15 protein-coding genes are annotated in these 21,311 nt (G+C 71.3%); 4 read left to right on the top strand and 11 right to left on the bottom strand.

Annotated elements, in window-relative coordinates; genetic code table 11:
- Window positions 1-420, bottom strand: coding sequence for a hypothetical protein (locus AB0J02_RS17390; RefSeq protein WP_363194514.1), 420 nt, complete (start codon window positions 418-420; stop codon window positions 1-3).
- Window positions 421-640: 220 nt separating this feature from the next.
- Here AB0J02_RS17390 and AB0J02_RS17385 point away from each other — a divergent pair, with 220 nt between their 5' ends.
- Complete coding sequence (locus AB0J02_RS17385) at window positions 641-2,002, top strand: MFS transporter (RefSeq protein ID WP_363194513.1); 1,362 nt, start codon at window positions 641-643, stop codon at window positions 2,000-2,002.
- Window positions 2,003-2,009: 7 nt separating this feature from the next.
- Here AB0J02_RS17385 and AB0J02_RS17380 read toward each other — a convergent pair whose 3' ends face one another.
- The 6 genes from AB0J02_RS17380 to AB0J02_RS17355 all read right to left on the bottom strand — a co-directional run bounded on the left by AB0J02_RS17380 (window position 2,010) and on the right by AB0J02_RS17355 (window position 8,763).
- Complete coding sequence (locus AB0J02_RS17380) at window positions 2,010-2,453, bottom strand: RDD family protein (RefSeq protein ID WP_363194512.1); 444 nt, start codon at window positions 2,451-2,453, stop codon at window positions 2,010-2,012.
- Window positions 2,450-2,920: a hypothetical protein gene (locus AB0J02_RS17375; RefSeq protein ID WP_363194511.1), complete on the bottom strand. Its 471-nt coding sequence runs from the start codon at window positions 2,918-2,920 to the stop codon at window positions 2,450-2,452. The genes AB0J02_RS17380 and AB0J02_RS17375 overlap by 4 nt, the downstream gene beginning before the upstream one ends.
- 63 nt (window positions 2,921-2,983) lie before the next feature.
- The gene (locus AB0J02_RS17370) at window positions 2,984-3,733 is read right to left on the bottom strand and encodes a DUF3152 domain-containing protein (protein ID WP_363194510.1); all 750 of its coding nucleotides are present in this window, start codon (window positions 3,731-3,733) and stop codon (window positions 2,984-2,986) included.
- A gap of 114 nt (window positions 3,734-3,847) precedes the next feature.
- The gene (locus AB0J02_RS17365) at window positions 3,848-5,446 is read right to left on the bottom strand and encodes an amino acid ABC transporter substrate-binding protein (protein ID WP_363194509.1); all 1,599 of its coding nucleotides are present in this window, start codon (window positions 5,444-5,446) and stop codon (window positions 3,848-3,850) included.
- 37 nt (window positions 5,447-5,483) lie between these two features.
- On the bottom strand, window positions 5,484-7,694 hold the full coding sequence (locus AB0J02_RS17360; protein ID WP_363194508.1) for a hypothetical protein: 2,211 nt from the start codon (window positions 7,692-7,694) through the stop codon (window positions 5,484-5,486).
- 202 nt (window positions 7,695-7,896) lie between these two features.
- Complete coding sequence (locus AB0J02_RS17355; RefSeq protein WP_363194507.1) at window positions 7,897-8,763, bottom strand: NAD(P)H-binding protein; 867 nt, start codon at window positions 8,761-8,763, stop codon at window positions 7,897-7,899.
- Window positions 8,764-8,901: 138 nt separating this feature from the next.
- Here AB0J02_RS17355 and AB0J02_RS17350 point away from each other — a divergent pair, with 138 nt between their 5' ends.
- On the top strand, window positions 8,902-9,609 hold the full coding sequence (locus AB0J02_RS17350) for a TetR/AcrR family transcriptional regulator (protein WP_363194506.1): 708 nt from the start codon (window positions 8,902-8,904) through the stop codon (window positions 9,607-9,609).
- A 51-nt stretch (window positions 9,610-9,660) separates the two neighbouring features.
- Here the strand turns inward: AB0J02_RS17350 and AB0J02_RS17345 are convergent, their stop codons facing one another.
- Genes AB0J02_RS17345 through AB0J02_RS17335 form a run of 3 tightly spaced genes read right to left on the bottom strand, consistent with a single transcriptional unit; the run spans window position 9,661 to window position 12,138 of the window.
- Entirely contained in the window at window positions 9,661-10,242 is a 582-nt protein-coding gene (locus tag AB0J02_RS17345) for a hydrolase (RefSeq protein WP_363194505.1), read from the bottom strand.
- A gap of 34 nt (window positions 10,243-10,276) precedes the next feature.
- A complete protein-coding gene (locus AB0J02_RS17340; RefSeq protein WP_363194504.1) occupies window positions 10,277-11,665 on the bottom strand; it encodes an MFS transporter in 1,389 nt (462 codons plus the stop codon).
- Window positions 11,662-12,138 (bottom strand): MarR family transcriptional regulator, encoded by a 477-nt coding sequence (locus AB0J02_RS17335; RefSeq protein WP_363194503.1) that lies wholly within the window; start codon window positions 12,136-12,138, stop codon window positions 11,662-11,664. Before AB0J02_RS17335 ends, AB0J02_RS17340 begins: the two co-directional genes overlap by 4 nt.
- Before the next feature lie 172 nt (window positions 12,139-12,310).
- Here AB0J02_RS17335 and AB0J02_RS17330 point away from each other — a divergent pair, with 172 nt between their 5' ends.
- A complete protein-coding gene (locus tag AB0J02_RS17330; RefSeq protein WP_363194502.1) occupies window positions 12,311-13,609 on the top strand; it encodes an SGNH/GDSL hydrolase family protein in 1,299 nt (432 codons plus the stop codon).
- A 50-nt stretch (window positions 13,610-13,659) separates the two neighbouring features.
- Here the strand turns inward: AB0J02_RS17330 and pulA are convergent, their stop codons facing one another.
- The gene (gene pulA / locus AB0J02_RS17325; protein WP_363194569.1) at window positions 13,660-18,930 is read right to left on the bottom strand and encodes a pullulanase-type alpha-1,6-glucosidase; all 5,271 of its coding nucleotides are present in this window, start codon (window positions 18,928-18,930) and stop codon (window positions 13,660-13,662) included.
- Between the two features lie 304 nt (window positions 18,931-19,234).
- On the opposite strand from pulA, the gene AB0J02_RS17320 reads away from it, so the two are divergent.
- Window positions 19,235-21,307, top strand: a complete 2,073-nt coding sequence (locus tag AB0J02_RS17320; protein ID WP_363194501.1) for a carbohydrate-binding module family 20 domain-containing protein — start codon at window positions 19,235-19,237, stop codon at window positions 21,305-21,307.
- Window positions 21,308-21,311 lie beyond the last annotated feature (4 nt).

Raw genomic sequence — 21,311 nt, 5'->3', positions numbered from 1 at the left:
TCAGTAGAGGGTGTCCCGCCGCACCACGCACAGGCCCCAGATGACGACTCCGTTCAGGGCGATCAGGGTCAGGGACCACAGCGGGTAGTACGGGATCGACAGGAAGTTGGCGATGATCATCAGGCCGGCGATGCCCACGCCCAGGATTCGGGCCCACTTCTGGGCAGTGAACAGGCCGAAGCTGACGGCCACCGCGATCAGACCGATGACCAGGTGGATCCAGCCCCAGGACGTCAGGTCGAACTTGAAGACGTAGTTGGGTGTCGTCAGGAAGACCTGGTCGTCCAGTACGGCCATCAGGCCGCGGCAGAAGGCCATGGACCCGGTGATGAACAGCATCACCGCGGCGAAGATCGTCAGCCCGCCGGCCGCCGCGAGCGCGGCGTCCGAGCGCTGGTGCGAAGTGGTCGAGGTGGCCATGACAGGACCCCTTGTTCGATGAGGGTGCCGAGTGCACCGCTCTGCCGCCGAGTGTCGGGGCCGGGGGACGGCCGGTCGTCACCCACCGGGGGTGACGCCCGGGCGGGAACCCGCCGCAAGGCTGGCGGTCCCGCCTCCGGCGGGCCCCGGACCGGAAAGCGAGGCGATGACCGTGCCGCCCACCCCAGAGGGAACAGACGTCCGGCGGCGCCGCGGCACCATGGCGCGCAGAGTTCTCGCGCCGCTCGCCCTGGCCCAGTTCATCTGCAGCTTTGCCGGGTCGAACATGAACGTGATGATCCACGACATCAGTGAGGACCTCGACACCACCGTGCAGGGAGTGCAGACGGCGATCACCGTCTTCCTGCTGGTGATGGCGGCGCTGATGATCCCGGGCGGCATCCTCGCCGACCGCTACGGGCGCAAGCGCTGTCTCGTGATCGGTCTCGCGGTGTACGGAGTGGGCGCGCTGCTCAGCGCCGCAGCGCCGGGCCTCGGCATCCTCATCCTGGGCAACTCGATCCTCGAGGGAATCGGCACCGCACTGCTCATCCCGCCCGTGTACATCCTGACCACGCTCCTGTTCACCGAAGTGACCGGCCGGGCCCGGGCCTTCGGGACGATCATGGCGATGGCCGGCGTCGGTGCCGCGGCCGGGCCGCTGGTCGGCGGGCTCATCACCTCGGCGATCAGCTGGCGGGCGGCCTTCGTGTTCCAGGCCCTGGTCATCGTCGTGATCATCCTGCTGAGCCGGCACCTCGACGATCCGCTCCCGCCGGACCCCGGCCACGAGTTCGACACCGTGGGCGCGGTCCTGTCGGCCACCGGTCTGGTGCTCCTCGTCATGGGCATCCTCGCGATCGACGACAACGGCTGGCTGGCAGGCGGCCTGCTGCTGCTCGGCGCTCTGCTGCAGGTCCTCTTCTTCCGCTGGGTACGGTCCAGGGAACGCCGCGGGGCCCGGCCCCTGCTGTCGACCGCGCTGTTCCACAACCGCACCGCCAACCTCGGTCTGATCACCCAGCACACGCAGTGGCTGATGCTCATGGGCGTGTCGTTCGTCGTCGCCGCCTATCTCCAGGTCGTCCGCGGGTACAGCGCGATCGAGACCGGCCTGATCTTCACCGCGTCCACGGCGGGCCTGCTCATCAGCTCGCTCGCCGCCGCGCGGCTCGCCAGGCGGCGCTCCCAACGCGCCCTGATCATCGCCGGTTTCGCCCTGACCGTCTGCGGCATCGCCGTGCTGCTCGCCCTGTCCGCCCAAGGTTCCCCGAGCACCTGGCTCTCCACCCCCGGTCTGTTCCTCATCGGTGTGGGCTGCGGGGTGATGCTGACGCCGTCGGTCAACGTGGTGCAGTCGAGCTTCCCCGAGTCCATGCAGGGCGAGATCTCGGGCCTGTCGCGCAGCGTGTCGAACCTCGGTTCCTCGGTGGGCACCGCGGTCGCGGGCACGATCCTCGTCGCCGACCCCGCCGTGGGACCGTACGCCGCCGCGCTGGTGGTCATGGGCGTCATCGGGCTCGGGGGGCTGGGCGCCGCCGCGCTGCTGCCCCGGACCCCGCCGCCCGGCCGGCACGAGTGAGGAGCGGTCAGCGCCGCTCGTACACCACCGCTCCGGCGACGACCAGGTCCTGGAGCGAGGCGCGGCGCCGGCTGAGCGGGACCCAGCACAGGCCCAGCGGGAAGGTCACGCACAGGGCGGCGCGCAGCAGGGAGCGGGGCAGTGTCAGCGCGTGGCCCGCGCGGTCGGTGACGTGCAGCCCCATGAGGCGGCCGCCGGGCGTGCAGCCGAGCGCGGTCCAGCAACCCGCGAGGTAGACGACAGCGGCGATCCAGCTGACGGCGCCCGCGAGCGGGCCCGGGAGGTCGGGCATCCGGAACGGCGGCCCGGTGACCAGCAGCACGGCGCAGCCGACGGCCAGGTGGATCACGAGACCGGCCAGGGCCAGGGTGAAAGCGTCGAGGACGGCCGCGACACCGCGCGAGACGAGGCCGGCCGGCTCGGACCCCTCTCTGCCGTCGGACGTCGTCACCGGGCCTGCCGGGGAGGCGGTTCCGCGGTGGTGTCCGGGGGCGCCCCGGCCCGGCCGAGCAGCCGGTCGGCGAGCCGGTTGACGCTCCGGTCCCCGCGCTGTCCGAGGAGCCGTATCGCGTCGACGGTCTCCGCGGTCATGCCGCCGCCGGTGTCGCGGACGATCCGCCCGAGGTCGATCTCGCGGAGCACCTCGCGGGTGAGCCCGACGAGGTCGATCCGGGCGATGACCCTGTCCACGTCGACGCGGTCGGCGATCCGGTTCACGTGCACACGGGCCGCGATCCGTTCGACATCGACCCGGTCGGCGACGCGGTTCACGTCGACGCGGGCCACGACGGCGTCCAGGTCGATGCGGTCGAGCACGGCCGTGACCACCGGGCGGATCAGCGCGCCCGTCACGTCCGCGAGGGTGTCCAGCGCATACCGCGCGCACCGCGCGACGAGACCCGCAGGTGTGTCGACCATGCCCCGACCCAAGCAGATGCCCCGGGCCGGGGGCATCCTCCGCGGCGGGTGAGCCGCGCGCCGTCAGGCGACGTGCGGTCCGCCCAGATAGGTGCCGTCGCGGTCGTAGGGCCAGGCGTTCGCGGTGCAGCCGTGCAGGCCCTTGATCTGCTGCATCATCGCGGGGGCGGGCCGGCCGGGCCCCGGACAGGTCTCGTGTCCGTGGCCGATCCGGTGTCCCACTTCATGGTTGATGATCAGGGCCCGGTACTGCCCTATCGGCCCGTCGAACTCGGGTGAACCGCCCACCCAGCGCCGCAGGTTGACGACCACGGTGCGACCGATGCTGCAGTTCACCTCGCCGCCGGTGTCGAGGCCCGCGGAGCCGCAGAGGCAGTCCACCGTGTGCGGAGTGGCGATCTTGACGATGAAGTCCCGCGGTCCCGAGCCGACGAGCTGGAAGGAGTCGACGCCGTCGCGGCTCCAGCCGCGCGGGTCGCCCAGGATGCCCGCTATCTCGCGCGCGGCGTTGTCGGCCTTCAGGCCGATGCCGTCCTCCACCTGCACCTTGTAGCGCCGCAGCCGCTGTCCCGTGCCGACCGCGGAGCCCTCGCCGTGTGCGGTGGTGAAGGTGCCGGGGCCCACCACGGGCAGCACGCCCGGCACGGCGCCCATCGCGGGCGGGCTCGGCGCGGCTCCGGTCCCGGCCCGCACGCAGCGCGTGATGGCGACTTCCTTGGTGTGCCGCCAGTACGCGTACGCGGCGCTGCCCGCGACGAGTACGGCGGCGATCACCGCGCTCGCCGCCAGCAGCCGCGTGAGGTGTCTTCGCACTCTCCCGGCACAGCGTGCGGCATGACGTTGTGGGTTCACCCTGGCCCCCCTGGATCGTGAACCCCTAGATCCTGCCACTTGGTTCGGACCAGTCCCCTGCCGCCCCCGTGAAGATCAACCGCTGCTGGGCACCACGCAGTTGTCCGGCTGTGGGCCTCCCCTGGGCCAGCCGATGCCGGCGACGTCGACCTTGCGGGTCTTCGGGTCGAGTTCGACGACGGCGACGGGTTTGTCGTAGGCGTTGCCCGCGTTGGTGAGGCAGATCCAGCCGCTGGTGCCGGCGACGCGGTGGCGGGACTCCAGCCGGGGCCATTCCGCCGCGATCCGGCGCAGGGGCGGCACGACACTGTCGGTCTGGGAGTTGGCGAGGAAGACGGCCGCGGCGATGGTCTGCACGCCGTCGTGGACCAGCATGGTGCGGGAGTCGTCGAGTTGCACGGGGCCGATCCTGTCGCCCATGCGGCCGATCAGGCGGCGCAGGGCCGCCAGCTCTTTCTGCGGCTCCGTGAAGTATCCGGGGCGGGTGGCCGCGCCGGGGTGCTTCTTGTCCCAGTCGCGCAGCGCCAGGTCCCAGGCCTCGGGGTGGCCGGGAGCGGTGTACTGGACCGTCACCGTCGGTTCGGTCGCGCCGCTGCCGCCGCGCAGGATCTCCCAGTCGTCGTCCTTCATATAGCGGTTGAGGGTCGCGGAACCGGAGCCGCTGATGATCGTGTACTTCTTGCCGTGGCAGGGCGTCCCGGCCAGTTTCAGGGCGAACAGGCGCAGGTGGACGGGGCGCCCGGCGAAGTACACATAGCGTGCGTCCGAGTCGCAGATGTTGAGGCTGATCGCGGCGAAGTCGTTTCCGCTGTCGCCGAGTTCGGCGATCCCGGGCGAGCGGAACGGCTGATCCTGGGGGCCGGGCGGGCCGGCCTCCTTGTGGCTGAACGCCCGGGCGAGGGAGGCGTTGTAGATGTCGCCTGGCCGGGTGTCCTTGACCAGGACGGTCTCCGCGTCCTTGAACCCGCGGTGGTAGTTGGCCAGCGCCGCGGCCTGGTCGCTGTTGGTGGGGATGATGCGGGCCAGGCCGGGATAGGGCGGATCGTCCTGGCCGGGCTCGGGGTTGGCCGGGTCGTCGCCGCTGATGCGGCTGGCGAGGACCGGGATGCCCAGATCCTTCGTCAGGTGGGCGATGGCGGCCTTGGTCTCTTTGAGGCTCAGGTTGAAGCCCGTGACGGCGCGCAGGTTGTCGCGCCTGTCGTGTGCCATGGTCTCCAACTGGTCGACGACCTTGGCCTGTTGGCCGTAGTCGGTGCCGGGGTTGGCGAGGACCAGCCGGAGCAGGGGCGTCTGTTCGGAGCGGTTGGCGCGGTACTGGGCCAGATAGGCACCCTGGATCTCGCTGCGCAGCTGCTTGCGCTCGGCGGCGAGGCCGGGATGCAGCGGCAGCACCATGGCGACGGTCACGTGCGGCTTGTCGCCGACGAACTTCTCGTTCTCCTCGGCGATCGCCCGGGCCACTTCGGTGATCTCGGGGGTGTCGAAGTCGTAGCCGGAGCCGTTGACGCCGACGCATTCACCGGCGCTCTTCTCGACTCCCCGGGCGCAGCTCTCCGGGCCCTTCGGACCCGGCCAGAACACGACGCCGGCGGCGATCACCGCGAGGGCCCCGACCACCGTCAGGAGCCGTCTCAGCAGCGTCGCCCAGAAAATGACGTACAGCCTGTCCCGCACCTTCGCCCACCCCGCCTCGTCGCGCTTTGCCGGTCGATCAGCCGAATCCGATGTGCCGGGTGCACGTGCACCGCTTGAGGGGCTGTTTGGCGTCCGCCCTGTCCCCCCATTCGCGGGCGATGCGGGCGAGCTGCTCGGCGCCCTCGGCCGCCTTGTCCGCGTCGGCCCCGGCGAGACCGCGCCCGGCGACGACCTCGTCGGCGATGTGCGCCAGCTCCTCACTGAGAGCGCTCAGTTCGCCTCGGAGTACACCGGGGACCGTGTCGGCGAGGGGCCAGGTCCGTTCGCCGCTCAGCCATGCCGCGTGCAGCAGCCGGTCGATCCTGCGGCGCCGGGCGTCGCCGCGCACATGGATCTCGCCGTGTGCGCGGGCGAGGCGGTCGTCGGCCCTGCCGAGCAACGGCGCGTCGGCGATGGCTAGCAGCTCCTCGCACCAGTCGCGCGCGGACCGGGTCAGGAAGACCTCCGAGAGGTAGCGCGTGACGTGGTCCGCGCCGTCGGAAGCCAGCAGGTGGTGCATACGGTGGGCCGCGGCGGTGCCGAACCGTCCGTCGGCGTGGCCGTCGCCGAGATCCCGGTAGTGGCCCTGCAGCACGGCGTGGGCGGTGTGCCAGGCGCCGCCGTCCGGCCGCATGCGGTGCAGGCGGAGCATGAGCAGACGGCGCAGGCCGAGGTCGCCGATGAAGTGCCGGGGGCAGGGCGGCCAGCCGCTGTCCTCCAGGAGCTCCGCGGCGCGGTACGCGGTCAGCGGGTTCTCGCGGCCCTCCTGCGCGGCCCGCAGCACGGCCTGGGCGCACTCGGCGTCATGGGCGACCGAGAGGTGGCTGAGCAGGTCGAGCCAGCGCTCCCGGTGGGCGGGCGGCAGCTCCTCGGGGTGCTGCTGGACGACGAGTTCCGCCAGCAGTGCCTCGTCCACGGGGCGGTCCCGCGTGCTCTCGGTGCCGGGCAGCCGGGCGTCCAGGAGTTCCCAGTCGGTGGACTCCTCCCACTGTTCGAGGGGCAGCGTCGCGGTCGCCTTGCCGAGCCGGGTCACGACCAGCGGCCGGCCGGCGCTGAGCCGGTGGATGCCGGTGTTGATCCGCAGCCGGGCGGCGTTGCCGAGGTCGTCGCGGCCGACGTGCCAGCGTTCGTTCGCGGTGCGCTGCTGCTCCCGCGTCAACCGGGGCATCCGCACCAGCAGCACGCCGCGCCACAGGGGCGCGCCGTCGGGGGTCGCGCCCGCGGGCCGGGTCCACCGCGGGAGGCCTCCGGAGCGCGGGTCCCACTCGGCCGGTGCCGCCGGATCGCCGCCCGCGTAATAGAGGAAGCGTCCGCCGTCCTCCCGCCGGGCCGTGGCCAGGATCACGAGGCGGTCGAAGCGCTGCTGTTCCCGGTCCTCCAGGACCGGCTTGAGTATCCGGCGGCCCAGCGCCGTGTCGGCGTGGTCGAGCAGCAGCGTGGGCCGGCCCGCCCTGGACAGCCGCCCGCGCTTCGAGCTGTACGCGGCCTCGACGTCCTGGCGCAGGGCCAGGAAGAGGAAGCCCTCCGCGATCCGGCGGGACTCGCCGCCCCGCTGGAAGTCGGCGGCCAGCCCGCGCAGTCCGGAGCGGGGTTGACCGCCGGCGCCGGGGTACTGCCCGTAGAAGTCGGTGAGGGCCTTCTCACCGTCGGAGGAGACGCGGGCCAGCAGTCCGTCGATGAGGGCGTTGACGAACGGTCCGATGACGGGGGTGGTGACCAGGCCGGCGAGGAAGCCGATGTAGTTCCTCACCGTGCCGCGCAGCACTCCGCGCCAGAACGATGCCGGGGGCAGCAGTTCGTCGAGCCGGCGCACCGCGTCCACGAGGACGTTGACGGAGGCGCGGCCGTCGCTCGCGGCCACGGCCGCGAGACCGGCGTACAGCCGCGGCATCGCGACCGGTCCGCCGTCGCCGTCCCAGTCGCGGTACTCCAGGGCGACCTTGCGCAGCACTTCGGTCATCTCCGAGCGGGCGCGCGGCCGCTCGTCCGGCGGAACCCGCAACTCGGCCGCGGCGCAGTCGACGTGGGCGACGGGGACCCAGGGCTTGAAGTGCCGCTGGACGGAGCGGAGCAGCCGCCCCTTGCCCATGCCCGGGCCACCCATGAACAGCACGACGGGCAGGTCGGGACCGAACAGCGGGTCCTTGTTGCGTCCGGTGCGTGTCTTGCCGACCAGCCGGGCGATCAGGCCGTCGTGATCGAGCAACGCGTCGAATCCGAGATCGTCCCCCACAGACCCCTCAGCCATCCCCTGGTCGGATCTTCGTCCGGTGGGCCGTCAGGTTAGCGAAGCGACACCGCTCGCGGGTCCCGATCGCACAGCTTTCCGCAAAGTCCTGCACGGCCACCACTGCGTCAACTATGGCCCCTCACAGCCGTGTTGACACCTACCGTTCGGACCATGGCCAGTTGCCGCCAGCTCTCCGCACGGGGTTCGCGGGCCGACCCGGTCACCGCGCCGCCGCGATCGCCGCCTTCAGTACGTCGCTCAGGGGCGTCGGCGCGTGCCCGGTCAGGGAGGCGAGCGCGGGGCCGACCGCCGCGAACTCGCCCTGGCGAGCGGCTTCGAAGAGGCCGACGAGCAGATCGGCCTGCGCCGCGGGCACTCCGTGCGCGAGGAGCCCCGCACGGTACTCCTCGTCGGGGACGACGACCCGCTCTATGTGACGCCCGGCGATGTCCGAGGCGAGTGCCGCGATGTCGGCGAGGTCGAGGGAGTCGGCGCCGGTGAGCGCCGGGGTCGGACCGTCGAATCGGCCCTCGTCGGCCAGTACGAGCGCGGCCGCCTCCGCCAGGTCGGCGTGGGCCGTCCAGGAGACCGGGCCGTCCTGCGGGGCGATCAGCCGTCCGGTGCGCACGGCGTCGCCGAGCATCATGACGGCCGACGTCGCGTAGAAGCCGTTGCGCAGAACCGTGTGGGCGATGCCCGCGTCCCGCAGCGCCTGTTCGGTGGCGGCGTGGTCGGGCATCGGGGCGAAGGGCGACGTCGGGCTCGCGCCCATGTGGCTCGTGTAGAGGACGCGGCGGGCGCCCGCCGTCACGGCGGCCGAGATCGCGGCGCGGTGTCCGGCGACCGCGCTCTCGCCGGTGGAGTCGGCGGAGACGAGCAGGACCTGCTCGGCCCCTTCGAAGGCGTGGGCCAGAGTCGCGGGCTCGGTGAAGTCGCCGCGGCGGACGCGGATGCCGCGCTCGCTCAGGTCGCGCGCCGCGTCGGGGGTACGGACGCTGACGCCGATCCGGCCGGCGGGGACCCGCTCGAGCAGCTGCTCGACGATCCCTCGGCCGAGCTGACCGTTGGCTCCGGTAACGATGATCATGACGCCTCCGGGCGAGTGCGGGTAGAGGGGTGATGGCGATGACGGGAAGCGGGTGACGACAGGCGTAAGCGCCGCTAACACCTCAACGCTAACATCGATAAATTATCGGCGCTAACAGCATCCTGTTACCGTTGCCGTATGAGCGTCGACGATGTCACCGCCGAGGGCGGCCCCCGGGAGCGGATCCTCGCGGCCACGGCCACGCTGCTGTCCGAGGGCGGCGAGGAGGCCGTGTCGACCCGCGCGGTCGGCGCGGCGGCCGGGGTACAGGCCCCGACGATCTACCGGCTCTTCGGCGACAAGCAGGGGCTGCTCGACGCGGCGGCCGCCGAGGGGTTCGCGGCGTACCTCAGCGACAAGACGGAGCTCGAACCGACCGACGACCCGGTCGCGGACCTGCGCGCGGGCTGGGATCTGCACCTCGGCTTCGGGCTCGCCAACCCGGCGCTGTACCTGCTCATGTTCGGCCGCAGGCGGCCCGGCGCGGCCCAGCCGCCGGCCGCCGTGGCGGGCTTCGAGGTGCTCGCCACGCACATCCGCCGGATCGCCGAGGCGGGTCGGCTGCGGGTCACCGAGGAACGCGCCGCGCAGCTCGTGCACGCCGCGGGCAGCGGGACGACCGTCACCCTGATCGGGCAGCCCGCGGAGCGGCGGGACACAGAGCTGTCGGTCCTCGCACGCGAGGCGGTCATCGCGGCGATCACCACCGACACCCCCGCGGCCGAGGCGCCGGGACCGGTCGGGGCGGCGGTCGCGCTGCGTGCGGCCCTGCCGGGGACCGCCGTGCTGACCGGGGCGGAGCAGGCGCTGCTGCGCGAGTGGCTGGACCGGATCGCCCGGCAATGACGACAGCGCGGGCCCGGTCGGGCCCGCGCTGTCGCCGTGGGAGTCGGTGTGTCAGTGCCGCTCGGCCAGCACCTTCAGGATGTCGTCCGTCGCTCCGGTCTCGCCCAGGCGCGGGAAGATCCGCTCGACGCTGCCGCGGTGGGCCTCGGCGTCCATGTCGGTCATGGCGTCCGTGGCGAGGGTGACGTGATACCCGTGCTCGTGGGCGGCGCGGGCCGTGGACTCGACGCCGATACTCGTCGCGACACCGGTCAGGACGACCTGCGTGACGCCCCGGCGGCGCAGCTGGAGGTCGAGGTCCGTGCCGTAGAACGCGGACCAGTTCCGCTTGGTGACGACGGTGTCCTCGGGGTGCCCGGCGAGCGCGTCGACGATCTCGTCCCAGCCCGCGGGCCTGGTCCTCGCGCCGGTCGGCGCGTCCGTACGGCCGGGCGTCGCGTCGGCACCGTCGGCGGCGAAGGTGACGCGGACGAGGACGACGGGCAGACCCTGGGCACGGAAGGCGTCGGCGAGCCGCACCGTGCGCTCCAGGACGTCGGCCGTGGAGTGGGGCGCTCCGGGGATGCCCATGATGCCGTTCTGCAGGTCGACGACGACGAGCGCGGACGTGGGGTCGAGCGTGGTGACGGGCATGGTGAATTACCTTCCGGCAAGGGGAGTCGGGTATCTACGCGTCCCGGCCGACGCGGCTCAGCGAGCGGTCGGCCAGGCACGCGATCAGGAACAGTGCGGCCACGGCGACCAGCAACCAGGCCATGCCGTGCAGGCCGGCGCTGGTGGCGCCGGACCGGAAGAAGACGGCGTTCGCCGCGGAGGCGAGCAGCGCACCCAGGTAGGTGAAGGTGCGCAGCAGCCCGGAGGAGGAGCCCATACGGGCCGGGTCGGCCTGGGCGTACAGGGCGTTCTGGTTGGCGAGCCCGTTCAGGCCCTGGGGGATGCCGAAGAGCACGCCGAGGACGACGAGGAGCCAGATCGGGCTGCCCGCTCCGAGGAACAACAGGGCGGCGCAGCCGATGAGCTGGACGACGGCGCCGACGACGAGCTTGCCGCGCACCTGCGGGCGGCGCCCGGTCAGTGCGGTGACGACGATCGCCGCCAGGGACATCGGCAGCAGGAGCAGCCCGGCGTGCGGGGCACTCAGTCCGCGCCCCTCCTGGAGCCACTGGGTGTAGCCGTACAGGAAGGCGTACGAGGTGATGTAGGCGAGGAGTTGACGGCCGTAGGTGGCGAGCAACGGGACGTTGCCGCCGAGGACCCGCAGGTCGATGAAGGGTCCGTCGAGGGCCAGCTCCCGGCGTGCGAACCACACTCCGCTGACCGCTCCGAGCACGGGCAGGTACCAGCGGCCGGTGCCCGGGTCGGTCAGGAAGAGCATGAACGCGGTGAGGGACACCGCGAAGAGGAGCATGCCCGGCACGTCCGTGCGGACGTCGGAGCGGGCGGCCGTCGTTTTCGGCAGCCACAGCGCGCCGAGGACCAGACAGGCCGCCGACAGCGGCACGTTGACCCCGAAGATCAGGTGCCAGCCGCCCGCGCCGATCAGCAGGCCGCCGAGAGTGGGGCCGATGACGGCGATGACCTGGGCGGAGATCGACAGCGCGGCCAGGATGCCGCTGGGGCTCTTCAGTCCGGTGCGGTCGGACTCGGCGCGCAGCAGTGACATGGAGGCCGGGTAGGCGGCGGACGTGCCGAAGCCGAGCAGCACCCGGGAGGCCACGAGGACCCACAGGTTCGGTGCCAGCATGCCCAGCAGGCCGCCGATCCCGACCAGGGCGGTGCCCGCGAGGTAGAGGCGGCGCGGCCCGAACGCGTCGACGAGCCGGCCGATGACGGGCTGGCCGACGGCGGTGGCGAGGTAGAGGCCCGTGACCAGCCAGGCGGTCTGCGCGGGCGGGGCGCCGAAAGCACGGCCGATGGGGATCAGGGCGACCGCGAGCATCGAGGAGTTGATGGGGTTCAGGACCGAACCCAGGACCATGGGGACGACGAGGCGGCGGTCGAAGCCGGTCGGGCCGGCCGTGCGCGCCCCGCGTATCCGCTCGGCGAGCCGGCTCACGCCTGGGTCACTTCGTCGATCAGCTCCATGGCCGTGATGACGGCTTGCAGCTGCTCCTCGGTGCCGTGCTCCTGCAGGGCCCGCGCGAGCCACTCCTGGCGGGCCCGCCGCACGCCCCGGCCGCGCTCGCGCCCCGGCCGGGTGAGGGAGACGAGCTGGCGGCGCCCGTCGTCGGGGTCCTGCCGGCGCTCGACGAAGCCGGCCTGCTCCAGCGAGATGACGACCTTGGCCATGGACTGCGGCCGTACGTTCTCGACGACGGCCAGCTCGCTGGCGGTCGCGGCGCCGATCTTGTCGAGCCGGGCGAGGACGGAGGCCTGGGCCGGGGAGAGGTCCGACTCCCCTTCGTGGCCCGCGAGCCCGTCGATGTTCTCCAGGGACCGCAGCTTGCGGCGCAGGCGGGGGAACATCACCCAGATCTCCCCGGCCGCCTGGACGGCTGCCGGAGAGAGCGGTTCTACGTTTTCGGACATGCCTCCACAGTAGATCGACAGCCAGGACTGTGCAACCTGGGCTGTCTTTCTTGTCGCGCCGCACCGGAGCACGGCCTGTTGCCTTATTGACGGGCCCCCGCCCCGCCCGTACGTTCCGACGCGCCGTCATCCCTTCATCACCCGCATCACCACCGAGGAAGGAACGACACCCATGCGAAGACGCCCTTGGCCCGGACGCCCCCTCGCTCTCCTTGCCCTCCCCCTCGCGGGGCTGCTCGCCGCCCTCGCCCTGCCGTCCCCCGCACACGGCGCGGGCTCCGGCTTCACCGGCACCTGGGCCGCCGCGCCGACCGGCGTGCCCGCCACCGACAGCACGGTCTACGAGGATCAGACGCTGCGCCAGATCGTGCACACCAGCGTCGCGGGGCGCACGGTCCGTGTCCGGTTCACGAACGAGTTCGGCGCCGCCCCGCTGGCGATCGGCGCGGCCCACGTCGCGCACCAGGCGGCGGGCGGCCCCGCCACTGCCGTCGATCCGGCCACCGACCGGGTGCTGCGGTTCGGCGGCCGGCCCTCGACGACGCTCAAGGCCGGCGCACAGCGCTGGAGCGACCCGGTGGCCCTGCCCACGGACCCGGGCGGCTCCCTGGTGATCAGCCTGTACCTGCCGCGCCGCACGCCCGCGGCCACGGTCCACTCCTCGGCGTTCCAGCACGGTTATGTCGCGGCGGGCGATGTCGCGGGCAAGCCCGACGTGACGCCGGCCCGGACCATGACGAGCCGCTACTTCCTGTCCGGCGTGGCCGTCGACCGGCAGCGGCACACGGCCGATTCGGCCCTGGTGGCGTTCGGCGACTCCATCACCGACGGCTCGAACACCGAGGTCGACGCCGATCACCGCTGGCCCGATCTGCTCGCCGCGCGGCTGCGCGGGGACCGGCGCCTCGCCGGTACCGGAGTGCTGAACGCGGGCATCGGCGGCAACCGCCTGCTGCGCGATCCGAACCCGCCCGCGGGCTCCCCCGCCGAGTCCTACGCCGCGTACTTCGGCGAGAGCGGTCTGAAGCGGTTCGACCGGGACGTGCTGCGCCAGCCGGGGGCCCGCGCCGTCGTGGTACTGCTCGGCGTCAACGATCTGGGGCACCCGGGCACCACCGCGCCCGCGTCCGAAGAGGTGTCGGCTCCCGAACTCATCGCGGGGTACAGAGAGTTGATCCGCCGCGCCCACGACCGTGGACTGCAGATCCTCGGTGCGACGATCCTGCCCTTCGAGGGCGACACGCTCGGCTTCCACACCCCCGCCCGGGAGGCGGTCCGGCAGGCCGTGAACCGGTGGACCCGCACGAGCGGTGCCTACGACGGGGTCGTGGACTTCGACGCCGCGCTGCGCGACCCGGCCCACCCCGGCAGGCTCCTCGCCGCGTACGACAGCGGCGACGGTCTGCACCCGAACGACGCGGGCATGGCCGCGATGGCGGGGGCGTTCCCGCTGCGGCTCCTGAAGAACTGAGCACAGCGGTGCCCCCGCCCACACAGGGACGGGGGCACCGTCGCGCCGGCTCACTTGTGCAGGAACACCGCCACCGTACGGGCGGGCACCTCGAATGTCCCCGAACCCGCTTTGTACGACGCCGACTTGACGACGTCATCCGAGCCGCCGGACTGCGTCGGGTGCAGCCGGTAGCCGGACCCGGCGAGCGCCGCGACCGTCTGACCCTGCCGCTGCGGGGTCGCGTTGAGCACGACCACGAGGTCACCCAGGCGCATGGTGATGACGCCCGGCGTCTGGCCCTTGCCGGAGAGCGGGAAGGAGAGCTCCTTCTGGACCTGGCCGGACGTGGCCAGGTGGAAGGCCGGCTCGGCCGTGCGGATCTTCAGGAGGTCCTGGTACGCGGCGGACGTGCCGTTGACGGCGGCGCAGCCGGGAACCTGAAGCGACGTCAACAGAGGTTTCGCATACGGCCACTTGGGCTGGTTGTCGGCGGCCGGTGGCAGACCCCGGCCGAAGCCGTTGCCCGCCCGGCAGTCCCAGTGGACGGCGTTGAACCAGTCGCCGCTGTCGAACGAGTTGCGGTCCAGGGACTTGGACCGCAGCAGATCGGTGCCCGCCTGCGACAGGGCGGGGCCCTGCGAGAGCGCGGCCGTGGCCATCGCGAGGACCTGCATGCGCGAGCGGTCCGCCGTGCTCGTGGTCGCGGGCAGCTTGTACGCCAACGTGTCGTACAGGGACTCGTTGTCGTGCGCGTCCGCGTAGGCGAGAGCGTCGCCTGGGGCGTCCGCGTACCCGGCGGGCGCGCCGTTGTAGTCGACGCCGGAGCCCTTCACCTTCTTCCCGTCGCTGTCGGTGAACTCGTAGGCCGCGAGGTTGCCCGACAGGCCCACCTTGATGAGGTCCTGGTAGTGCAGCAGGCGGGCCTTCTGCTCGGCCGATGTGCCGTTCGCCGTCGAGGAGTTGGGGTCGGTGTAGAGGCCCGAGGCGAAGCCCTGCACGCCCGGGTCCTCGTCGAAGGGGCTGCCGCCGCGCACGGCGTCGCGCGCCCGGTCGGAGAAGGTGGCGATGCCGGTGCCCGCCATGTTCTTCTGCGTGGCCTGCACGAAGCGGGCGTCGTCGGCGATCTCGCCGAAGTTCCACCCCTCGCCGTAGAGGATGATCTTCCTTCCGTCGACGCCGTCCTTCTTCACGGTGAGCGCGTCGAGGGCCTTCCTGACGGCGAGGATGTTGGCCTTGGGGTGATGGCCCATCAGGTCGAAGCGGAAGCCGTCGACCTTGTACTCCTTGGCCCAGGTGACGATCGAGTCGACGACGAGCTTGCCCATCATGGTGTTCTCGGGCGCGGTATTCGCGCAGCATGTGGAGTTCGCGACGGAGCCGTCCTCCATGAGCCGCTGGTAGTAGCCCGGCACGATCCGGTCGAGCACGGACGTCTTGTCCTGTCCGGCGGCCGCCGTGTGGTTGTACACGACGTCCATGACGACGCGCAGCCCGTCCTCGTTGAGGGACTTGACCATCTTCCGGAACTCGACGGTGCGCCGGGTCCCGTCCGGGTCGGAGGCGTACGAGCCCTCCGGCACGGTGTAGTGGTACGGGTCGTACCCCCAGTTGAACGCGTCCTTGGCGGCCGCCTTCGTCACACACTCCTGCTGCTGGTCGCTGTCGGCGGCGTAGGACGCCAGGTCGCAGTCGGGCGTCGCCTGTTCGGACTTCTTCTCGGGGATGGTGGCGATGTCGAAGGCCGGCAGCAGGTGCACGTACGACGTGCCGGATGCGGCCAGGTCGCGCAGGTGCTTCGTGCCGTCGCTCTTCTTGTCGGTGAAGGCGAGGTAGGTACCGCGGTCCTTCTCGGGTGTCGTGTCGTCGGCCACCGAGAAGTCGCGGATGTGCAGCTCCTGGATCTGCGCGTCCTTCATGGCGACGGCCTTCGGCTTGGCCAGGCCCGTCCAGCCCTTCGGGGCCAGGGACTTGTCGTCCAGATCGACGGCGAGGCTGCGCTCCGAGTTCGCGGTGAGGGCCACCGAGTAGGGGTCGGTGACCTTGTTCGTGACGAGTTTCTGCACGCTCGGCGCCCAGACGGTCACGGCGTACCGGTACTGCTTGCCGCGCCAGGCCGCCGCGGAACCGGTGACGGACCACACGCCGCTCGCGGCGTCGCGGCGCATCGCCCGCTCCTTGCCGCCCAGTTCGAGGCGCACGTCCCGCGCGGTCGGCGCCCACACGGACAGGGTGACCTCGCCGCCCTTGAACACCGGCCCCAGGGAGGCCTTCTCCGCGGCGCCCGCGTACACGTCGTCCAGGGCGCCCGGGACCTGGACCCCGGTGGCCGTGAGCAGGGCTCCGTTCGCCGCGCGCTGCGTCGCGATCAGCTGCCCGCGCAGCGCGTCACGTACCCGGTCGCGGTCGCGGGGGTCGACGGTGAACGCCGGATAGTCCTTCAGGTGCGGGTACTCGGCCTTCTGCGCGTCGGTCAGCGCGCCGGGGTTCAGCCGAAGCCAGTGTCCCTCGCTGCTCAGGGCCCCGTCCTGGACGGTGATGCCGCCTTCGGGGGCGTAGACGAGCTGCTGGCTGGTGGCGGCGGTGGCCGTCACCTTCCAGACGACGGTGTCGGCGTCGATCCACTGCGCCTTCGCCGCGGACAGGTCCAGGTCGCCTCCCGAACCGACGGACGGCAGAAGGTAGTTGGTGTCGCCCGAGGTGAGCCACACCTCCTTGCCGTAGGTGGCGAAGTCGAGGGCGCGGTCGGTGGAGATGTCTTTCTCGTCGCCCTTGTGGAGGATGTAGTTCAGTGAGGTCGCGCCGTCGGCGAGCGGCACCTCGAAGATCAGGCCGTAGGCGTCCTCGCCGGTGGGCTGGAGCGGCTTCGACCAGTCGGTGGGGTTCGCTGCGCCGGTCCAGGTGTGCAGACCCCAGCCGTCGTAGTCGCCGTCGGCGCGGTGGACGTGGACGACGGCCTTCTTCTCGTCCTGCGGCGGATAGACGCCGTCGGGGCGCGTCGTCGTCTGGTCGTCCTTGCCCTGTGCGACCCAGACCTCGCCGGTCTTCGCCAGGTCGACGGTGCGCTGCGGTCCGTCGGCGCCGTCGCCGTTCTCGATGGTGTATGTCAGTGCGCCCGCGCCGTCCGGGACCTTCACCCAGGCGAAGGCTCCGTAGGCGTCACGCCCGATGAACCTTCCAGTCTGGTCACCGGACTTGAGGGTGGAGCCGTCGTAGTCGCCGTCCGTGCGCTTGTAGTGGACCACGGCGTAGTCGCGGTCGACGGCGGTCGGCTTCTCGGGCGCGGGCGGCTGCCCCGCCGTCGATGCGGCGAGGGCGCTCGCGGTACGTCCGGCACGGTCGACCACAACTGCCTTGTAGCGCAGTGGTGTTCCGGCCGACACGGTGTCCGGCAGGTACTGGGTGATCCGGTACGGGGCGTGGTCGACGGAGCCGAGGGTGCGCCACGCGCCGTTCCCTGCCTGGGCGGCGAAGACCACGCGGGCGGACGCGCTGCTCCCGGGGTCGGCGGAGAGTGTGACCGTGCCGGTGGCGCCCGCGGCCGGGGCCTTCAGCGACAGCGTGGGCCTGCCGGCCGGCGCGGGGAGCTTGCTCTCGGCGCGCAGGACGAGTGACGACAGGGCCGGGACGGTGACCTCGATGTGCCCGCCGGACGCCTTGACCGTGCCCGAACCCCCGTACAGGGCACGGAACTTCGCCGACTCGACCGGCAGCTCGACCGTCTTCGCCTCGGTGGCGTTGTTGACCGCCACGGCGTACTCGCGGTCCTCGCCGGTGCGCGAGAAGGCGTACACCGAGTCCTCGGCGTACAGCTCCTTCTGTGCTCCGTCGGCGAGCGCCGGGTTGTCCTTGCGGAGCTTCGAGAGCGCGGCGATCGCCTTGAACAGCGGATGCGTGGTGTCGTACGCGTCGTCGGCGTGGGTGCGGCCGGTGCCGAGTTCGTCGTCGTCGAGGTAGTCGGCGACCTTCGAGGCGAACATCGTCTGCCGGGCGTCCTTGTCGCCGCCGGGGCCGGTGAAGCCCTGCTCGTCGCCGTAGTAGACGACGGGGTTGCCGCGCGACAGGAACATCACCTCGTTGGCGAGCTGGTCGCGGCGCAGCAGCTCGGCGTCGGAGGCCTTCGGATTGTCGGCTTTCAGAAAGGAGCCGATGCGGCCCATGTCGTGGTTGCCGAGGAACGTGACCTGCTCGTAGGCGTTCGCCTTGCCGGTGGCGTACTTGTAGTCGTCCGCGAAGACCCTGGCGAGTTCGTCGGCCGACGCGCCCTGCGAGGCGTAGGCGCGGGCCGCGTCCTGGAACGGGAAGTCGAGCGTCGCGTCGAGGCGGCCCCGCGTGACGTACGGGGAGGTGACGTCGGTGTCGGCGGAGTACACCTCGCCGAACATGAAGAAGTCGTCGCGGCCGCGCTGGGCGGCGTACGTGTCGAGGGCGGTCGCCCACTGGGTCCAGAAGGCCAGGTCGACGTGTTTGGTGGTGTCGATGCGGAAGCCGTCGACGGCGAAGTCCCGCACCCACTTCTTGTAGATGTCCTCCATGCCCTTGACGACCTCGGGCCGCTCGGTCCACAGGTCGTCGAGTCCGGAGAAGTCGCCGTACGTGGTCGACTCGCCCTCCCAGGTCGAGTCGCCGCGGTTGTGGTACATGGTCGGGTCGTTGAGCCAGGACGGGACCATCTCGCCCGTGTTCCTCGGCGTGTACGGAAAGGAGTCCGTGTCGACCTTCGCCGTGCTCTTGCTGTCGGCCGCGTCGGCCGCGTCATCGAAGGGGCGGCCCTCGGTGTCGAGGTACGGGTAGGCGCCCTTGGGGCGGTAGTTGTACGTCTTCTCGGTGTAGTCGACGGTGTCGGCGGTGTGGTTCGTGATGACGTCGAAGAAGACCTTCATGCCCTTGCCGTGGGCTTTGGAGATGAGGGTCTTCAGGTCGGCGTTGGTGCCGAAGTGCGGGTCGACCTGGGTGAAGTCGGTGATCCAGTAGCCGTGGTAGCCGGCCGAGGCGTCCTTGCCCTCACCCTGTACGGGCTTGTTCTTGAAGATCGGCGCCAGCCATATCGCGCTGGTGCCGAGATCCTTGATGTAGTCCAGCCGGTTGGTCAGGCCCTTGAGGTCGCCGCCTTGGTAGAAGCCCTTGTCGGTGGGGTCGTAGCCGGTGGCGAGGCGCGAACCGGTCAGACTCCCCTTGTCGTTGGACGCGTCGCCGTTCGCGAAGCGGTCCGGGAGGACGAAGTAGTACTGCTCGCGGGTCAGGTCATGGCGGGCGGGCTCGGCGGCCAGCTTCGCGTCGGACGGCGGCGCGGGCGGCGCCGCGGCGCGGGCCGCGAGCGGCTGGGCCAGGGTGAGGAGCAGCGCGGCGGCCGCGGAGTACGCGGCGGCCCGTCTGCGCGGGGTGGAATGCGTGCGGCTCAAGGCGGAACTCCTCGCGGAAACAGGGCTCTTGACGTGCGTGAATCCGGGGCGCGGGCGGGCGGCACCGGTCCGCCGCGTGACCGTATCGCTTGCAGGAACTTTGCTGCAAGAGTTCTGCAACCAACAGCAAGAACTTTCAACGAGGTTATTGACGCGGCCTTCTCGACTCCCCCACGCTCACGGTGCGCTGCCCGTCCCACAGCTGCCGCGGACGGGATGAAATCCCCACTTTCAGGAGCCGCACATGCATCCATCCGCCACCCGGTCCCCCAGGAGAAAGCGCCGCACCGCCACCGCTCTCGCCGTCGGAGCCCTGACGCTCGGCGGCATCGTCGCCCTGCCCGCACAGAGCGCGTCCGCCGCCGACACAGGCGTCAAGAACGGCGACGTGATCGCCAACCTCTGGTCGTGGAACTGGAAGTCGGTCGCCCGGGAGTGCACCGACGTCCTCGACCCGGCCGGCTACGGCGCCGTCCAGGTCGCCCCGCCCGAGGAGTCCCTCAAGCAGGCGAACTACTTCTGGTGGGACGTCTACCAGCCGTACTCGTACAGCCTGGACAGCCGGTTCGGCAGTGCGGGCGACTTCAAGAGCATGGTCGACACCTGTCACGCGGCGGGCGTCGAGGTCTACACGGACGCCGTCATCAACCACACGGCCGCGCAGACCGGCACCGGCTACGCGGGCACCACGATCAGCAACAAGTACGACACCCCGGACTACGACCCGGCCGACAGCGACGACTGCACGAAGACCATCTCCAACTGGTCCGACCAGCACGAGGTGCAGCACTGCGAACTGCTCGGCCTGCCCGACCTCGACACCTCCGAGCCGGGGGTCCGGCAGAAGATCGCGGGCTTCCTCAACAAGCAGATCGACCTGGGTGTCGACGGCTTCCGCGTCGACGCCGCCAAGCACATCGAGACGGCCGACATGAACGCCATCGTGGGCGCGCTGCACGCCACGACGGCGGGCGACGCCCCGTACATCACCCAGGAGATCTACCCGGGCAACCCGCCCGCCCTGGGCGACTACTACAACAACGGCGACGTCCTCGACTTCACGTACGCGGCCGCCATGAAGTCCCAGTTCGGTGGCGGCGACATCGCCAATCTGTCGTCGTTCGGCAGTAGTTGGGGCCTGGCGAACGAGGCGAACTCCAACACGTTCGTCACCAACCACGACACCGAGCGCAACGGCTACACGCTCAGCTACAAGGACGGCGCGACGGCGGTGCTGGCCAACGTGTTCCAGCTGGCGCGCGGGTACGGCCGCCCGTCGGTGTACGCGGCCTGGAACTTCAGCCAGAGCGACGAGGCGCCTCCGAACAGCGGCGGCTTCGTCTCCGACACGAACTGCTCCTCCGGCTGGTCCTGCCTGGACCGGGACACCGCCGTCTCCGGGATGATCGCCTGGCACAACGCGGTCGCGGGCGGCGGTGTCGCGAACTGGCAGTCGCCGGCCTCGAACGTGATCGGCTTCGGCCGGGGCAGCGGCGGCTTCGTCGCCCTGAACAACTCGTCGTCCGCGAACACCCACACCTACACGACGGGCCTCGCGGACGGCACGTACAAGAACGTGATCGACGGCGGCACCACCTCGGTCACCGTCTCCGGCGGCCGGGCCACTCTGGCCGTCCCGGCGAAGGGCGCGGTCGCGTTCTACGACGGCTCGTACGTCTGCACCGTCAACTGCGGTGGCGGCGAAGGCGGTTCGGGCGGCGGCTCGACCGTCACCGCCTCCTTCGACGCGTACGCGTCGACGAACCCCGGCAGCGATGTCTACGTCGTCGGCTCGGCCGCGGCGCTCGGCTCGTGGAACACGGCGAACGCGGTGAAGCTCTCCGCCACCGGCTACCCCGTCTGGAAGAAGGACATCGCCGTACCCGCCGCGTCCTCGATCGAGTACAAGTACCTGAAGAAGGACTCCTCCGGGAACGTCACCTGGGAGTCGAACGCCAACCGGACGCTGACGACGGGCACGTCGCCGGCCACGGTGAACAACACCTGGAACGTGGCGGACGCGAACGCCACCGACGTCAGCTTCACGGCGAACGCCACGACCGGCCTCGGCACGAACGTGTACGTCGCCGGCTCGATCCCCTCGCTCGGCTCCTGGGACCCGGACGACGCGATACCGCTGTCGTCCGCCTCGTACCCCTCCTGGGGCCGGTCGGTCATCGTCCCCAAGGGCACGGCCTTCACGTACAAGTACCTGAAGAAGGACGCGTCGGGGAACGTGACCTGGGAGTCCGGCGCCAACCGGTCGTACACGACGGGCTCGGGCACCGGATACACGGCGAGCGACACCTGGAAGTGACGGT

The organism is Streptomyces sp. NPDC050264 (genome assembly GCF_040655895.1).
Classification (GTDB): domain Bacteria; phylum Actinomycetota; class Actinomycetes; order Streptomycetales; family Streptomycetaceae; genus Streptomyces.
Note: the sequence above shows the minus strand (reverse complement) of the source record. Positions and strands in the feature narration are given on the sequence as shown.

Coding starts and splice junctions, on each gene's coding strand:
- AB0J02_RS17390 (WP_363194514.1), bottom strand. CDS start 420: ATGGCCACCTCGACCACTTCGCACCAGCGCTCGGACGCCGCGCTCGCG.
- AB0J02_RS17385 (WP_363194513.1), top strand. CDS start 641: ATGGCGCGCAGAGTTCTCGCGCCGCTCGCCCTGGCCCAGTTCATCTGC.
- AB0J02_RS17375 (WP_363194511.1), bottom strand. CDS start 2,920: ATGGTCGACACACCTGCGGGTCTCGTCGCGCGGTGCGCGCGGTATGCG.
- AB0J02_RS17360 (WP_363194508.1), bottom strand. CDS start 7,694: ATGGCTGAGGGGTCTGTGGGGGACGATCTCGGATTCGACGCGTTGCTC.
- AB0J02_RS17355 (WP_363194507.1), bottom strand. CDS start 8,763: ATGATCATCGTTACCGGAGCCAACGGTCAGCTCGGCCGAGGGATCGTC.
- AB0J02_RS17350 (WP_363194506.1), top strand. CDS start 8,902: ATGAGCGTCGACGATGTCACCGCCGAGGGCGGCCCCCGGGAGCGGATC.
- AB0J02_RS17345 (WP_363194505.1), bottom strand. CDS start 10,242: ATGCCCGTCACCACGCTCGACCCCACGTCCGCGCTCGTCGTCGTCGAC.
- AB0J02_RS17335 (WP_363194503.1), bottom strand. CDS start 12,138: ATGTCCGAAAACGTAGAACCGCTCTCTCCGGCAGCCGTCCAGGCGGCC.
- AB0J02_RS17330 (WP_363194502.1), top strand. CDS start 12,311: ATGCGAAGACGCCCTTGGCCCGGACGCCCCCTCGCTCTCCTTGCCCTC.
- AB0J02_RS17320 (WP_363194501.1), top strand. CDS start 19,235: ATGCATCCATCCGCCACCCGGTCCCCCAGGAGAAAGCGCCGCACCGCC.